This window comes from Micromonospora sp. DT48 (assembly GCF_049844495.1).
In the GTDB taxonomy this organism is placed as follows: Bacteria; Actinomycetota; Actinomycetes; order Mycobacteriales; family Micromonosporaceae; genus Micromonospora.
This window is the reverse complement of the sequence record NZ_JBNCLE010000004.1, coordinates 190,469-205,331: the sequence shown is the minus strand read 5'-3', so window position 1 is coordinate 205,331 and position 14,863 is coordinate 190,469. Positions and strand designations below refer to the sequence as shown.

Below are 14,863 nucleotides of genomic sequence, written 5' to 3'. Positions count from 1 at the left end.
CGCGGTGAATCGCTGCGTACCATCGCCACGATGAACTCTCCATCGCCTGACGTGGCGGCCCGGTCCACGCCCTCCCTGGTGGAGGCGCCCCGGGCGCTGCCCAACGGGCTCGCCGCGTTCCTGGTCTTCTACTCCAGCGGTGCCGTCCTGGTGCTGGAGACCGCCGCGCTGCGCCTGGTCGGGCCGTACGTCGGGGTGACCCTCCAGGTGACCAGCTCGGTCATCGGCATCGCGCTGGCGGCGATCGCGTACGGGGCGTGGGCGGGCGGCTGGCTGGCCGATCGGCGCAACCCGCGTACGCTGCTGGCCCCGGCGTTGGTGCTCTCCGGCATCGCCACCGCGATCACCCTGCCGGCGGTGCGGTACGCCGGTGAGGTGTTGCGCGGCGGTGCGGCCAGCGCGGTGCTGCTGCTGGTCGCGGTGGCCGTGTTCGCGCCCGCGATGCTGCTCTCCTCGGTCAGCCCGCTGGTGATCAAGCTCCAGCTCGCCGACCTGCGCCGCACCGGCCAGGTCGTCGGCCGGCTCTCCAGCATCGGCACGCTCGGCGCGGTCACGGCCACCCTGGTCACCGGCTTCGTGCTGGTGGCCGCGCTGCCCAGCACCGTCATCCTGTTCGGGCTGGCCGCCTCCCTCGGCGTCGTCGGTATCGCGTTGGGTGTGTACCTGCACCGGCAGGACCGGGCCGCCCTCCCCGGGCCGGCCCGGGTCAAGGCCGCCCTGGCGGTGCTCGGTCTGGCCGGGGCCGGGCTGACCATGGTCGCCCCGAACCCCTGCGACGTGGAGACGGCGTACCACTGCGCCCGCGTCGAGACCGACCCGGGCCGGGCCAGCGGACGGACCCTGCTGCTCAACTCGGCCCAGCACTCGTACGTGGACCTGGCCGACCCGACCCACCTGGAGTACGCGTACACCCGGTGGATCGGCGCGGTGGCCGACGTGCTCGCCCCGCCGGGTCAGCGGCTCGACGCGCTGCACCTGGGCGGCGGCGGGTTCACCGTGCCGCGTTACCTGACCGCCACCCGGCCCGGCACCGACAACCTGGTGTTCGAGATCGACGGCGGGCTGGTCGAGTTGGGGGAGCGGCGACTCGGCGTACGCCAGGGGCCGGACCTGCGGGCGGTGGTGGGTGACGCCCGGTTGCTCGTCGCCGCCGAGGCGACCGACAGTCGGGACTTCGTGGTGGGCGACGCGTTCGGGCACCTGGTGGTGCCCTGGCACCTCGCCACCCGGGAGATGGCCGCGGAGATCCGGCGGGTGACCCGGCCGGGCGGGGTCTACGTCCAGAACGTCATCGACTACCCCCCGCTGCGGTTCATCCGCAGCGAGATGGCCACCGTCGCCGCCGAGTTCGCCCATGTCGCGCTGATCGCACCGCCCGAGGCGCTGGCCGGTGAGCGGGGCGCCAACTTCCTCGTCGTGGCCTCCGACGCGCCGTTGCCGCTGGCTGCGGTGCGTGCCCGCCTCGACGACGCCAACGAACCGGTCAGCCTGCTCAGTGGCGGCGACCTGACGGACTTCGTCGGTGACGCGCTGGTGCTGACCGACGACTACGCCCCGGTGGACCAACTGCTCGCCACCGCCTGATCGGGTGACATCGGTGACCGAATCAGACCAGAAAGGTGTAGGCGGCCTCACGTCGGGCAACAACGCCGACCATGGGTGGTGGGGTTAGCGGCGGAGCGGATCTGCTCGGCGAGCGGTACCGGCTGATCGAGCAGCTCGGCGCGGGCGGCATGTCCGTGGTCTGGCGGGGCTACGACGAGGTGCTCGGCCGGCAGGTGGCGGTCAAGGTCCTCGCGTCCCGACTGGCCAGCGACCGGGCGTTCCGGCACCGGATCCGGATCGAGGCCCAGGCCGCCGCCCGGTTGTGCCATCCCAACATCACCAACGTGTACGACTACGGCGAGTCCGAGCGGGACGGCGTGACCGTGCCGTACGTGGTGATGGAGCTGATCGACGGTGTTCCGCTGACCGCGCGGTTGGCCCGCGACGGACGCCTGCCGTGGCGGGAGGCGGTGTCGGTGGCGGCCGAGGTCACCTCCGCGCTGGCCACCGCGCACGCCCGGGGTGTGGTGCACCGTGACGTCACCCCCGGCAACGTGATGCTCACCGCGACCGGGGTGAAGGTCGTCGATTTCGGCATCTCCGCCCTGATCGGCGAGAGTGAGAAGGGGCCCGACGGCACGCTGCTCGGCACACCGGCGTACCTCGCCCCGGAACGACTCGACAACGGGCAGGTCAGTCCGGCCACCGATGGCTACGCGGTCGGGCTGCTGTTGTACCGGATGCTCACCGGTCGGCTGCCCTGGCAGGCCGACACCACCACGCAGATGTTGCGCGCGCACATGTACCGGGAGCCGGATCCGATGCCCGACGTGCCGGGGCTGCCCGGCAACGTCGTCGATCTCGTTCACCGGTGTCTGGCGAAGCTGCCGGCGGATCGACCGGCCACCGCCGAGCTGGCCCGGACCCTCGCCGAGGCGGCCGGGAAGGTGCCGACCGTGCCGGTGGCGGGCGGTACCGGGGACACCGGTCCGGAGTCGTTGGCCGACGCCGGCACCACGATCCTGCCCTGGTCCGCGGCGACCGACGCGCTGCCGCTGGCCGGGCTGCGTACTCGTCGCGGGTTGAGCCGCCGACGCCGGATCGAGGCGGTGGCGGCTGCCGCCGGGCTGATGGTCATCACGGCGGCGGTCTGGGGTGTCACCTCGCACAGCCCCGCCAGCGGCGGGATCGACCAGCCGACCCAGGCGCGTATCGGCGGGGAGCGTGGGGTCCCCTGCCAGGTCACGTACGCGCTGCGCAAGGACTCCGGCAAGGACTTCACCGCGGAGCTGAGCCTGACCAACACCGGTGACCGTGAACTGCGTGACTGGACGATGAGCTTCGCCTTCCCGGGCGAGCAGCAGGTGACCGCGGCGACACCGATGCCGGTACGGCAGCAGGGTCGGGCGGTGGCGGTGCAGCCCGCTCCGCAGCGGCCCGTGCTGGCCCCCGGCGCCACCGAGAAGCTGAACCTGACCGGGCGCTACTCCGGGACGAACCCGCTGCCGGTGGAGTTCCGGGTCGGCACGGCGGTGTGCGGGGTACAGGTCTCCGGGGTGGCGGGCAGCGCGCCGATCACCAAACCGGCACCCACCAAGTCGGCCAAGACGGTGAAGGCGACGGCCGGTAAGGCGGGCTCTGTCGGCTCCGGCGACGCCAAGCCCGGCGGGAAGCCCAAGCCGGAGAAGGCCAAGCCCAAGCCGGAGAAGGCCAAGCCCAAGCCGGACAAGCCCAAGCCCAAGCCTGAACCCAAACCCAAGGACCCCAAGGCGGAGGACGGCAAGGCGAAGGGCGGGGCGAAGCCGCAGCCGGGCAAGAAGCCCGGCAAGGGTGCCGGCAGCTGAGCCGGCCGGTCAGGACAGCGCGGCGAAACGCTGGAGCTGTTCGATGGTGCCCTCCACGATGAGGATCATGTCCTCGTCGAGTTCAAGGTCGTCCGCGATGTACCGGTAGCGGTGTTCGCCGGGGCGCCGGATCCCGATCACCCGCACCCCGTAGCGGTCCAGCAGCCGCATCTCGTTGGTGCGGTGACCCCGCAGCGGTGGCGGTACGCGGATCCGCGCCACCGCGAAGGCCTCACCGAACTCCACCGAGTCCAGCATCCGGCTCACGATCAGGTGGGCGAGCCCCTCACCGGTCTCCGCCTCCGGGAAGACCACGTGGTGCGCGCCGACCGAGGAGAGGATCTTCGCGTGCTGGGCCGACGTCGCCCGGGCCCAGATCTGCGGTACGCCCAACTCCGCCAGGGCGAGCACGGTGAGCACGCTGGCCTCGACCGATGCACCGATGGCCACCACCGCCCGGCCGAGGTCGCCCAGGCCGAGCTGACGCAGCGCCTGCTCGTCGGTGGAGTCGGCCTGTGCCACCTGATCGAGCAGTGACGACCACTTCTGCACCAGATGGGCGTCGCGGTCGACGGCCAACACCTCGTGACCGAGGGCGGAGAGGGATTCGGCCAGGTGGCTGCCGAACCGGCCGAGCCCGATCACGGCGATGCCACCGTCGTCTGGATTCCTAGCCAACAATGGGTTGCTCCTCTGGATAGCGGTAGAGCCGGTGTCGGGTGTTCAGGGCGATCGCCGAGCCGAAGGTGAGCGGCCCGATCCGGCCGACGTACATGAGCACGGTCAGCAACAGCTGACCGCCGTCCGACAGGGACGACAGGACGCCCACCGAGAGCCCGGTGGTGCTGAACGCCGACGTGACCTCGAACAGCGCCGCGTAGAACGGAAGCTTGTCGGTCATCACGATCATCGCGGTGGTCCCGGCGGCGACGACCGCGAGGCTGAGCAGCGCGACGGCGATGGCATGCCGTTGGCTGGCGGTGGCGATCCGGCGGTGCCCGACCGTGACGTCGGGCTCGCCGCGTACCTCCGCCCAGATGACGAAGGCGAGCAGGAAGAAGGTGGAGACCTTGATCCCACCGGCGGTGCTGGCGCTGCCACCACCGATGAACATCAGCCAGATCAGCAGCAGGTAGCTCTCCTCGCGGAGCAGGTCGGTCGACACCACCTCGAAGCCGCCGGTGCGGGCCAACGCGATCTGGGCGAACGTGGCGAGCACCTTGCCGGGAGCGTCGTACCGACCGACGGTCTGCGGGTTGTCCCACTCGGCGGCCAGGAGCGCGGCCACGCCGACAACCATCAGGGCGGCGCTGCCCCAGATGGTCAACTTGGTGGCGACTCCCCAGCGGCCCGGTCGCCGCCACTCGCGGGCCGCCTCGAACAGGGCCGGAAACCCGAGCCCGCCGATGATGCCGCCGACGGATATCGGCAGGCAGATCCACGGGTCACGGGCGAAGGCCAGCAGCCCGTCGGGGTAGAGCGAGAAGCCGGAGTTGTTGAACGCCTGGATGGAGTGGAACGCGCCGTGCCAGAGGGCCTGCCAGAACGGTTCGTCGTAGGCCAGCCAGAGCCGACCGGTGACGATTACCGTCATCGCCAGCTCGCAGGCGAAGACCGTGGCGGCGATGCGCAGCAGCAGCCGGCGTACGTCACCGGGGCCGTACTCCGCGGTCTCGGCCTGCACCAGCATCCGGTTGTGCAGGCCGAGCCGTCGGGACACGGTGAGGATCACCAGCGCGGCGCCGGTCAGGATGCCGAGCCCGCCCAACTGGGTGAGCACGGTGATGAGCACCAGCCCGGAGGCGGACCAGTAGTTCGGGGTATCGGTGACGGTAAGGCCGGTGACCGAGATGGCCGAGGCGGCGGTGAACAGGGCGGTCATGAACGGGGGACGCTGGTGCTCGACGGTCATCGGGCGCAGCATCAACAGGCCGGTGCCGATCAGGATCGCCACCAGGAAGACCAGCGGCACCAGCCGCACCGGGTGACGTAGAAGCCGACGCACCAGACAATCTTCTGATTCCGCCCGCACATCCGGGCCGGAACCGGGATCCCCCACCAGCCTCGCTCCGGCTCCGGGCGGCGGCTGGCCGGGACGCCCGATCCACCTCGCCGAAGCCGAGCCGCCGGGCGGACAGGCGCTCCCGATGCGGGGCCGGAGCGTGGGGGGAGGCGACACATGGCGGGCCGAAGTCGTGGGAGCCGGGCCCATCGCCACGCCGGACCACCACCACTGAGCGGGCGAGGTTTGTGACAGCTGGCCACACCAACCCGGTTACTTGTGTGTTTCCGCCACATGGCCCGTGGGTGACGTCACTTCTAGCGTGAGCCGACACATAAGGTTTTCCTTCCTCTGAGTCCTCACGTGGAGTCGCAATGACGGTCCGGACGACACGGCGGGTGGTTCTCTCCGCCGCCACGATGATGGCCGCGGCGATCGCCGCCACGGCCTGTGGCAGCCCCCAGGACACCGCAAGCGGCGGCGGCGACAGTGCCGCGCCGGTGAAGGTTGGTCTGGTCTACTCCCAGTCGGGAGCGTTGGCCAGTTACGGAAAGCAGTACATCGAGGGGTTCAGGGCCGGCCTGGACTTCGCCACCAACGGCACCAACAAGGTGGGCGATCGGGCGATCGAGATCACCGAGGTGGACGACGCGGGTGATCCGGCGAAGGCGGTCTCCGCGGCCAAGGACCTGATCGGCAAGGGCAACAAGATCATCGCCGGTTCGACGGCCTCCGGGGTGGCGCTTCAGGTCGCCCCGATCGCCGCACAGAACAAGGTGCTGTTCATCTCCGGTCCGGCCGCCACCGACGCGGTGACCGGCGCGAACAAGTACACGTTCCGGTCCGGTCGGCAGTCGTACCAGGACGTGCTGACCGCGAAGTCGTTCATCGGCGACCCGGCCGGCAAGAAGGTCGTGGTGTTCGCCCAGGACGGCGCCTTCGGCGACGCCAACGAGGCTGCGGTCAAGGAGGTGATCGGCGGGGCCGGCGCGAGCGTCAGCTCTGTCCGGGCACCGGCCAGCGCCACCGAGTTCACCCCGTTCGCCAGCCAGATCAAGTCCGCCAAGCCGGACCTGCTCTTCGTCGCCTGGGCCGGCACCACCGCTCCGGCGATGTGGCAGACCCTGGACCAGCAGGGCGTGCTCACCTCCACCACGGTCGTCACCGGTCTGGACATCCGTGCCTCGTGGCCCACCTTCGGCGCCGCCGGCACCAAGATCTCCTTCCTGTCGCACTACTTCGACGGCGCGAGCGACACCGAGGCGGCCAAGGCCGCGAAGGCGAAGGTCCCCGGCGGCACGCTCGACCTGTTCCACCCCGACGGGTTCGCCGCCGCGCAGATGGTGGTCCGCGCCGCGGCCGAGGGTGGCGACGACGTGGAGAAGATGGTCACCGCGCTGGAGGGCTGGAGCTTCGAGAGCGTGAAGGGCACCATGACCATCCGCGCCGAGGACCACGCGCTGCTCCAGCCGATGTACCAGGCGGGTCTGACCGGCAGCGGCGACGCCTTCACCGCGACCGCCCAGAAGGCGCTCGCCGGTGACGAGACCGCACCCCCGGTCCAGGCGATGAAGGGCTGACCGGAGATGCTCGCCACCCGCGGTCTGACCTGGCGGATCGGTGAGGTCTCCATCGTCGACTCCGTCTACCTGGACCTGGCGCCCGGGGAGTTCCTCGGCGTGATCGGTCCCAACGGTGCCGGCAAGACCTCGCTGTTCAACCTGATCACCGGCCTGCGCCGGGCCACCGAAGGTCGAGTCACCCTGGACGGGCAGGACATCTCCGACCTGCCGCCGTACCGACGGGCCCGGCTGGGCCTGGGGCGTACCTTCCAGGCGTCCTCGGTCTTCGGCTCGCTGAGCGTGCGGGAGAACGTCCGGCTCGCCGTGCAGGCACACCGCGGGGGTTCGCTCAAGCTGTGGCGGCGGGCGGCGGCCGACCGGGAGGTCGCCGCCGCCGCCGACGCGGCGCTCGACCGGGTCGGCCTCGCCCACCGGGGCACGGCGTTGGCCGGCACCCTCGCCCACGGCGAGAAACGGAAGCTGGAGATCGCGCTGCTGCTGGCCGGCGAGCCACGGGTGATGCTGCTCGACGAGCCGATGGCCGGGGTCAGCGCCGAGGACGTGCCGGAACTGGTCCAGGTGATCCGGTCACTGACCGGCGACAGCGGCCGTGCGGTGCTGATGGTCGAGCACCACATGGACGTGATCCTCGAACTGGCCGACCGGATCGCCGTGATGCACCACGGCGCGCTGCTGGCCTGCGACACACCGGAGACGGTGATGGCCAACCCGACCGTGCAAGAGGCGTACCTGGGGGAGTCCCTGTGAGTGAGCGAACCATCAGGCTCAGGGTCCTGGTGCCTCATGTCGGCACGGAGCGAAGCGGAGTGCCGACATGACTGAACCGGTGTTGACCGTGGAGGATTTGTCGGTCCGGATCGCCGGGCTGCACATCCTCCAGGGAGTGTCGTTCACGGTCGCCCCGACCGGGGTCACCGTGCTGCTCGGCCGTAACGGCGTCGGTAAGACCACCACGCTGCGCGCCGTCGTGGGGCTGACCCCACCGGGCGGCGAGGTGCGCGGCACGGTCCGGATGGGAGCCCAGAGCCTGTTGGCCCAGCGGACCCACCGCCTGGTCCGTGGCGGGCTCGGCTACGTGCCGGAGGACCGCTGCGTCTTCGCCGGGCTCACCGTCGCGGAGAACCTGCGGCTCGCCGAGCGGCGCGGCAGCACTCCGGCGTACGACCGGGTGTTCGCTCTCTTCCCCGAGCTGGACCGGCGTTCCCGGCAGCGGGCCGGCTCGCTCTCCGGGGGCCAGCAGCAGATGCTCGCCATCGGCCGGGTGCTGCTCAACGACAACCGACTGCTGCTGGTCGACGAGCCGACCAAGGGGTTGGCGCCGAAGGTGGTGACCGAGGTGGCCGAGGTGCTGGAACGGGTCGCGGAGTCCGTGCCGGTGCTGCTGGTCGAACAGAACCTGGCGGTGGTCCGGCGGCTGGCCCGGGACGCGGTGGTGCTGGCCGCCGGTCGGGTCGCCTGGGCCGGTGACGCCCAGGAACTGCTGCTGGAGACCGCACTGACCCGGTCCCTGCTCGGCGTCGGCTCGGCCGAGGGCCACCAGCCTGTCGCCGATCACCAGCCTGCCGAAGCGGCCGTCGACCAGGTCGCCGCCCGCCCGGCCGGCTCCGCGTCGGCCCCGGAGGACGGCAGCTGATGGACACGATCATCCTGTTGACGCTGACCGGCCTCGGTCTGGCAGCCCTCTACTTCCTGGTCGCCTCCGGGCTGTCGCTGGTCTTCGGTCTGGCCGACGTGCTCAACTTCGCCCACGGGCTGTTCCTCGGCGTCGGGGCGTACGCCACCTGGTGGGCGGCGGGGAACCTGCCGGGTGCCGGCCCCGACGGCCTCGGCTTCGTGGTCGCGGTCGCCTTCGGGGTGGCCGCCGGCACGCTGATGGCGATCCTGGTGGAGCTGGTGCTGATCCGGCCGCTCTACTCGCGCACCATCGAGCAGGTGCTGGTCACCGTCGGCCTCTCCCTCGCCGGTGTGGCGTTGTTGCAGGCCACCTGGGGTGCGGACGCCCGACCGTTCCCGCGCCCGGCGTGGACCCGCGAGGTGACCCCGATCCTCGGTGCACAGGTGCCCAACGGAGGGCTGCTGCTGATCGTCGCCGCGTCGCTGGTGCTCGGCGCGATACTCGCCTTCCTCCGCTGGACCCGCTACGGCCTGATCATCCGGGCCGGGGTGGAGAACCGGGAGATGGTCACCGCGCTCGGCATCGACGTCCGCAAGGCGTTCACCCTGGTCTTCGCCATCGGTGGCGCGGCAGCGGCGCTGGCCGGGTCGCTGGGCAGCGTCTACTTCGGCACCGTCTCGCCCCAGCAGGGCGGCTCGCTGCTGATCTTCGCGTTCATCGTGGTGGTCATCGGCGGCATGGGCTCGGTGGTCGGGTCCGCGTACGCGGCGGTCGCGGTCGGGCTGCTGCAACAGTTCGTCAACTACTACGGCACCTCCGGGCTGGGTGACATCTGCGTGGTGGCGCTGCTGGCCGTGGTGCTGCTGCTGCGTCCGCAGGGCATCGCCGGAAAGGCGGTTACGGCATGACCGAGGTCAAGAGTCCCGAGGTTCCGGCACCCCCGGCGGCGGTGCCCGGCGAGTTGACCGAGGCAACGAGCCGCTGGGGTCGGCTGCGCCCGTTCCTGCCGCTGGTCGCGCTGGCCGTGGCGCTGCTCCTGCCGTACTCGACGCTGCACCTGCCCGGCATCTTCGAAGGGGCGCTGAACTCGCCGGGCACCCTGCAACTGCTCGCCGTGTGTCTGGTCTTCGGCGGTCTGGCGGCCGGTTACGACCTGTTGTTCGGGCGCACCGGGATGCTCTCCTTCGGCCATGCGCTGTACTTCGCCGCCGGGGTCTACGGCACCGACATCCTGATCACCCGGTTCGGGTTGTCGCTGTGGCAGGCCGCGCCGCTGGCGATCATCGGTGGCACCATCCTCGCCGGCCTGCTCGGCGCGGTGGCACTGCGCACGGTCGGCATCGCCTTCGCCATGGTGACGCTGGCGTTCGCGCAGGTCGGAGCGATCCTGGTGGCCCGGGACTTCGGCGGGCTCACCGGTGGTGAGGAGGGGCTGCCGCTGGACGTGGCCGGGCTGCCGGACGGGCTGGTCGGGGTCGCCAACACGGTCAACCTGTACTGGCTGGCGCTGGCGTATCTCGCGGTGGTGGTGTTGGTGGTGCACCGGGTCAGTGCCTCGCCGACCGGTCGGGTGCTGGCCGGGCTGCGTGACGACGAGCGCCGCATCGGCGTACTCGGGTTGGACCCGTACCGGTTCAAGCTGGTCGCCTTCACCCTGGCCGGTGGTCTCGCGGCGGCGGGCGGGGTGGTGTACTGCCTGATCGTCGGCGGTGCCTCGCCGCACATCACCGGCAGCGAGCTGACCCTGTCACTGCTGGTGATGGTGGTCCTCGGCGGTCCGGGCACCCGGTGGGGCCCGGTGCTGGGCGGCATCGGCTACATGTACCTCGATCACCGGCTGGTGTCCTTCGGCACCTCCGACGCGGTGGACGCGTTGCCGGCGTTCCTCAGTCGGCCACTGTCCGAGCCACTGTTCGTGCTCGGCACGGTCTTCATCCTGGCCGTCTACTTCTTCCCCGGCGGCCTGGCCAGCCTCACCTCCCGGCTGTCCCTGCTGCGCGACTCGCTTCGCCCCGGCACCCGGCGGTGATCGGTGGCGGGGTGGCACAACGGCGTGCCGCCCCGCCGCTGCGGCTCGGGCGCTGCCCCGGTCAGCCGTTGATCAGGTCGTACGCGGAGTCCGGGGCCTGCTGCGCCTGGTCGTCGGTGAACGCGACGACCTCGGGAGCGGTGCCGAAGTCGAAGTACTCGATCACGTACTCGGACGCCTTCTTCTTACCGACCGCCGGGATCTGAAGGGTCAGCGACGAGAGGTTGCCGTCCGCACCGACCACCGCGCTGAGCGGAAGCTGCGCGGTGGCGTCGTCGAGCGCGGCCAAACTCTCCAGCGCGTCGGTCAACTCGGGCGCGGCGGACAGATCCACCACGCCGGTGTACGTCCCCGGCTCACCGGCCTGGATGTCAGTGGCCGCGCGGATGATGGCGTCGGCGTTGCCCGGGTCGGTGCCCTCGTAGGTGGGCAGCGCGTCCGGGGTCTCGATCTTCGCCGGGTCCATCTCCATCCACTTGGTGGGCAGCTTCATCAGCTTCTGGATGTCCTTGGCGCCCTTGAAGTTCACCTTCATCCAGGTGCGCGACTCGACCATCCGGAAGGACATCTCCAGGGTGAAGTCCTTGTCCTTGGTGACGGTGTCGATGTCCATGCCCCGGTTCGCCGGGTCGACCACCCCCGAGACGTCACCCGAGGCGTCGCTGGTGGTGAAACGGAAGGCCGGGTCCTGGTCGTCCGGCACGGCCGCCAGCAACTCCTGCTTCGGGTCCGGCGGTGGCGCCGCCTCGGGGGTGGCCTTGTCGTCGCAGCCGGCCACCAGGGTCGCGGCCAGCAGGGCGGCGGCTGCGACCGCGAGACGCCGGGTTGTGGCGGTGGTGCCGGTTCGCTGAGTCATCTCGTCTCTCTCTCCGGGATCGAACGGGAATGGTAGAGCAAACCCCCGACCGTGGCCCGGCTCCGGCATCGCGCCGCTGGTAGAAACGTCGGATGAGCCAGGAACGGACGGTGGTACGGCAGCGGGCCGAGGCGGTGCTGCGGCGGCTGGCCGGTGCGCGGGCCCGGCTCCGCGAGGACCAGTGGCGGGCCATCGAGGCGTTGGTGGTGGACCGGCGGCGGGTGCTCTGCGTGCAGCGCACCGGATGGGGCAAGTCGGCGGTGTACTTCGTGGCGACCGCGCTGCTGCGGGAGCGCGACGGCGCTGACCCGCAGGGTGTCGAACCGGTCGGACCGACGGTCATCGTGTCGCCGTTGCTGGCGCTGATGCGTAACCAGGTCGAGGCGGCGGCTCGGGCCGGGATCCGGGCCCGCACCATCAACTCGGCGAACCTGGACGAGTGGGACGAGATCACCGCCGAGATCCAGGCTGGCACGGTGGACGTGCTGCTGATCAGCCCGGAACGGCTCAACAACCCGGATTTCCGGGACGGCGTGTTACCGAAGCTGGCCGCCACCACCGGTCTGCTGGTGGTCGACGAGGCGCACTGTGTGTCGGACTGGGGGCACGACTTCCGGCCGGATTACCGCCGGCTGCGTACCTTCCTCGGTAACCTGCCCGACCGCACTCCGGTGCTCGCGACGACCGCCACCGCCAACGCCCGGGTGACCCGGGACGTGGCCGAGCAGTTGGGCACCGAACCGGCCGCCGCGACCGGGCACCGACCCGACGTCCTGGTGCTGCGCGGCAGCCTGGACCGGGAGTCGCTGCGGTTGGGCGTGCTCGACCTGCCGAGCCCGGCACACCGGCTCGGTTGGCTCGCCGACAACCTGGAACGGCTGCCCGGCTCCGGCATCATCTACACGCTGACGGTGGCTGCGGCGACCGAGGCCGCCGAGTTCCTCCGGTCGCGCGGCTGGGCGGTGGCCGCGTACACCGGGCAGGCCGAGGACGCTGACCGCCGCGCCGCCGAGCAGGACCTGCTGGAAAACAAGATCAAAGCCTTGGTGGCCACCAGCGCCCTCGGCATGGGCTTCGACAAGCCGGATCTCGGCTTCGTCGTGCACCTCGGCGCGCCACCGTCGCCGATCGCGTACTACCAGCAGGTGGGTCGGGCCGGGCGAGCCGTGGAACACGCCGAGGTGCTGCTGCTGCCCGGCGTCGAGGACGCGGCCATCTGGCGGTACTTTGCCTCGCTGGCGTTCCCACCCGAGGAGCAGGTCCGGACGGTGCTGGCCGCGCTGCCCACCGACCGACCGATGTCCACGCAGGCCCTGGAACCGCTGGTGGACCTGCGCCGGGCCCGGCTGGAGATGATGCTCAAGGTGCTCGACGTGGACGGCGCGGTCCGTCGGGTACGGGGTGGCTGGCTCGCCACCGGCGAGCCGTGGACCTACGACGAGGCTCGGCTGCGTCGGGTCGCCGCGGCCCGCGCCGCCGAGCAACAAGCCATGATCGAGTACGCCTCGACGACCGGTTGCCGGCTGCGTTACCTGCGCGAATGCCTGGACGACGCGGAGGCGGCCGACTGCGGGCGGTGCGACCGCTGCGCCGGGCCGCTGTTCGCGCCCGAGGTGTCGGCGGCCTCGCTGACCGTCGCGCAGACCTTCCTCGGCCGCCCCGGGGTCCAGGTCGCGCCGAAGCGGCTCTGGCCCACCGGGTTGGCTGCGGTCGGCGTACCGCTGAAGGGGCGCATCGCCCCGACGGAACAGGCGCTGCCGGGCCGGGCGGTCGGCCGACTGTCCGACCTCGGCTGGGGCGGTCGGCTGCGTGACCTGGTCGGGCCGGAAGCGCCGGACGCCCCGGTGCCCGACGACGTGACCGCCGCGGTGATCGAGGTGCTCAAGGCGTGGGCACACGGTGACGACCCCTGGCCGAGCCGCCCGGCCGGGGTGGTCGCGGTCCGCTCCCGGACCCGCCCGTCGCTGGTCGGGTCGCTGGCCGAGCGGATCGCCACTGTCGGGCGACTGCCGCTGCTGGGCCAGGTGGACTCGACCGGGCCGGTGGCGGCCGACGGCCCCCGGGGCAACAGCGCCCAGCGGGTACGCGCCCTGCACGGCACCCTCACCGTCGCCGGTGACGTCGCCGCCGCCCTCGCCGGGCTCGACGGTCCGGTGCTGCTGGTGGACGACCTGGTCGACTCGGGCTGGACCATGACGATGGCGGCCCGGGAACTCCGTCGCGCCGGTGCGCAGGCGGTCCTTCCGCTGGCCCTCGCCCTGGCGGCGTAGCGGCGCACCGATCCGCGACCTGGCTGCCGGGTGCGGCCGGGCCAGGACCGCGCCGAGGGTGACCCAGGCGACGACGGTACGGTGGGCACATGGCTGACCAGGCACCCGACGCGCCTGCGCTCGGGTCGGTGCGGGCCGCCGAGCGAGCGGCGGCCGGGCCCGATCCCGGCGCGGCCCCGGCTGCCCAGGACCGTGCCGTGGCCTCTGCCGTGCCGGACCGGGCCACGCTGCGGCTGGCCCTGGTGGTCGGCGGCCTTGTGCTGGCGGTGCTGCTCGGGTTCGGGCTCGGCCGAATCGACGGTGGCGGTGACGCCATGGCGACGGGCCGGACGGACAGCGCGTTGGCCGACCACACCCACGCCCCCGGCCTCGGCGCGCACTCGCACGGTGCCGACCAGGACGCGGCGGCCGAGGCCGGCGGTCTGGCGGTCAGCCGCGACGGCTACACCCTGACCCCGCTGAACGCCGAGTTCACCGCCGGCCAAGCCGGTGAGCTGCGGTTCCGCATCCAGGACGAGCAACGCCGGCCGGTCACCCGGTTCGCGGTCGTGCACGACAAGCCGATGCACCTGATCGTGGTGCGTCGGGACCTGTCCGGTTACCAGCACCTGCATCCGACCATGGCGGAAGACGGCACCTGGTCGGTGCCGCTGACGTTGCCGTCACCCGGCGTCTGGCGCGCGTACGCCGACTTCACCGCCCTCGCCGCCGACGGCCGGCAGACCGCGACGACGCTCGGGGTGGACCTGGTGGCGCCCGGCGACTACCTGCCTCGTGAGCTGCCCACCCCGGCGACCACGAGCACCGTCGACGGATTCACCGTCGAGTACCGGGGCGTTCCCCAGCCCGGCCTCACCGTGCCGGTCAGCTTCCGGATCACCGGGGCGGACGGCGGGAGCCCGGAGCTGGAGCGCTACCTGGGCGCGTACGGCCACCTCGTCGCGCTGCGCGAGGGGGATCTCGGCTACCTGCACGTGCACCCGGACGCGGAACTGGTCGACGGGGCGGTGCGGTTCTGGCTCACCGCGCCGGGGCCTGGGCGCTACCGCCTCTACCTGGACTTCGCGACCGGCGGAGCGGTGCGTACGGCGGAGTTCACGGTCTCCGTGCCGTGACGGG

Annotated in this window: 12 protein-coding genes; 9 read left to right on the top strand and 3 right to left on the bottom strand. The window is 71.7% G+C overall.

Annotated features, from left to right (window positions below):
- The first annotated feature begins 30 nt into the window (after positions 1 to 30).
- Together ACLQ2S_RS01675 and ACLQ2S_RS01670 are read left to right on the top strand one after the other, a co-directional pair.
- Complete coding sequence (locus ACLQ2S_RS01675; RefSeq protein WP_155214507.1) at positions 31 to 1,584, top strand: fused MFS/spermidine synthase; 1,554 nt, start codon at positions 31 to 33, stop codon at positions 1,582 to 1,584.
- A gap of 71 nt (positions 1,585 to 1,655) precedes the next feature.
- Positions 1,656 to 3,389 (top strand): serine/threonine-protein kinase, encoded by a 1,734-nt coding sequence (locus ACLQ2S_RS01670; protein ID WP_425700970.1) that lies wholly within the window; start codon positions 1,656 to 1,658, stop codon positions 3,387 to 3,389.
- A 9-nt stretch (positions 3,390 to 3,398) separates the two neighbouring features.
- Here ACLQ2S_RS01670 and ACLQ2S_RS01665 read toward each other — a convergent pair whose 3' ends face one another.
- Both ACLQ2S_RS01665 and ACLQ2S_RS01660 read right to left on the bottom strand, forming a co-directional pair.
- On the bottom strand, positions 3,399 to 4,070 hold the full coding sequence (locus ACLQ2S_RS01665; protein WP_155214509.1) for a potassium channel family protein: 672 nt from the start codon (positions 4,068 to 4,070) through the stop codon (positions 3,399 to 3,401).
- Entirely contained in the window at positions 4,060 to 5,394 is a 1,335-nt protein-coding gene (locus ACLQ2S_RS01660) for a TrkH family potassium uptake protein (RefSeq protein ID WP_425700969.1), read from the bottom strand. Before ACLQ2S_RS01660 ends, ACLQ2S_RS01665 begins: the two co-directional genes overlap by 11 nt.
- Positions 5,395 to 5,765: 371 nt before the next feature.
- Here ACLQ2S_RS01660 and ACLQ2S_RS01655 point away from each other — a divergent pair, with 371 nt between their 5' ends.
- The 5 genes from ACLQ2S_RS01655 (at position 5,766) to ACLQ2S_RS01635 (ending at position 10,618) form a co-directional block, all read left to right on the top strand.
- Complete coding sequence (locus ACLQ2S_RS01655; protein ID WP_425700968.1) at positions 5,766 to 6,971, top strand: substrate-binding domain-containing protein; 1,206 nt, start codon at positions 5,766 to 5,768, stop codon at positions 6,969 to 6,971.
- A 6-nt stretch (positions 6,972 to 6,977) separates the two neighbouring features.
- Positions 6,978 to 7,721, top strand: a complete 744-nt coding sequence (locus ACLQ2S_RS01650) for an ABC transporter ATP-binding protein (protein WP_099849466.1) — start codon at positions 6,978 to 6,980, stop codon at positions 7,719 to 7,721.
- Positions 7,722 to 7,788: 67 nt separating this feature from the next.
- Positions 7,789 to 8,607: an ABC transporter ATP-binding protein gene (locus tag ACLQ2S_RS01645; RefSeq protein ID WP_425700967.1), complete on the top strand. Its 819-nt coding sequence runs from the start codon at positions 7,789 to 7,791 to the stop codon at positions 8,605 to 8,607.
- Entirely contained in the window at positions 8,607 to 9,497 is an 891-nt protein-coding gene (locus tag ACLQ2S_RS01640; RefSeq protein ID WP_425700966.1) for a branched-chain amino acid ABC transporter permease, read from the top strand. The genes ACLQ2S_RS01645 and ACLQ2S_RS01640 overlap by 1 nt, the downstream gene beginning before the upstream one ends.
- Positions 9,494 to 10,618, top strand: coding sequence for a branched-chain amino acid ABC transporter permease (locus ACLQ2S_RS01635; protein ID WP_155214513.1), 1,125 nt, complete (start codon positions 9,494 to 9,496; stop codon positions 10,616 to 10,618). Before ACLQ2S_RS01640 ends, ACLQ2S_RS01635 begins: the two co-directional genes overlap by 4 nt.
- Before the next feature lie 61 nt (positions 10,619 to 10,679).
- On the opposite strand, the gene ACLQ2S_RS01630 is transcribed toward ACLQ2S_RS01635, so the two are convergent.
- Complete coding sequence (locus ACLQ2S_RS01630; RefSeq protein ID WP_155214514.1) at positions 10,680 to 11,474, bottom strand: hypothetical protein; 795 nt, start codon at positions 11,472 to 11,474, stop codon at positions 10,680 to 10,682.
- Between the two features lie 92 nt (positions 11,475 to 11,566).
- On the opposite strand from ACLQ2S_RS01630, the gene ACLQ2S_RS01625 reads away from it, so the two are divergent.
- Both ACLQ2S_RS01625 and ACLQ2S_RS01620 read left to right on the top strand, forming a co-directional pair.
- Positions 11,567 to 13,744: a RecQ family ATP-dependent DNA helicase gene (locus ACLQ2S_RS01625; protein WP_155214515.1), complete on the top strand. Its 2,178-nt coding sequence runs from the start codon at positions 11,567 to 11,569 to the stop codon at positions 13,742 to 13,744.
- 89 nt (positions 13,745 to 13,833) lie between these two features.
- Positions 13,834 to 14,859 carry a hypothetical protein gene (locus ACLQ2S_RS01620; protein WP_155214516.1) on the top strand — a complete coding sequence of 342 codons (1,026 nt, stop codon included), beginning with the start codon at positions 13,834 to 13,836 and terminating at the stop codon, positions 14,857 to 14,859.
- Positions 14,860 to 14,863 lie beyond the last annotated feature (4 nt).

Bases quoted from the DNA above. Each gene is read 5' to 3' on its own strand.
- ACLQ2S_RS01675 (WP_155214507.1), top strand. From the start codon at position 31: ATGAACTCTCCATCGCCTGACGTGGCGGCCCGGTCCACGCCCTCCCTG.
- ACLQ2S_RS01670 (WP_425700970.1), top strand. From the start codon at position 1,656: ATGGGTGGTGGGGTTAGCGGCGGAGCGGATCTGCTCGGCGAGCGGTAC.
- ACLQ2S_RS01655 (WP_425700968.1), top strand. From the start codon at position 5,766: ATGACGGTCCGGACGACACGGCGGGTGGTTCTCTCCGCCGCCACGATG.
- ACLQ2S_RS01650 (WP_099849466.1), top strand. From the start codon at position 6,978: ATGCTCGCCACCCGCGGTCTGACCTGGCGGATCGGTGAGGTCTCCATC.
- ACLQ2S_RS01645 (WP_425700967.1), top strand. From the start codon at position 7,789: ATGACTGAACCGGTGTTGACCGTGGAGGATTTGTCGGTCCGGATCGCC.
- ACLQ2S_RS01640 (WP_425700966.1), top strand. From the start codon at position 8,607: ATGGACACGATCATCCTGTTGACGCTGACCGGCCTCGGTCTGGCAGCC.
- ACLQ2S_RS01635 (WP_155214513.1), top strand. From the start codon at position 9,494: ATGACCGAGGTCAAGAGTCCCGAGGTTCCGGCACCCCCGGCGGCGGTG.
- ACLQ2S_RS01630 (WP_155214514.1), bottom strand. From the start codon at position 11,474: ATGACTCAGCGAACCGGCACCACCGCCACAACCCGGCGTCTCGCGGTC.
- ACLQ2S_RS01625 (WP_155214515.1), top strand. From the start codon at position 11,567: ATGAGCCAGGAACGGACGGTGGTACGGCAGCGGGCCGAGGCGGTGCTG.
- ACLQ2S_RS01620 (WP_155214516.1), top strand. From the start codon at position 13,834: ATGGCTGACCAGGCACCCGACGCGCCTGCGCTCGGGTCGGTGCGGGCC.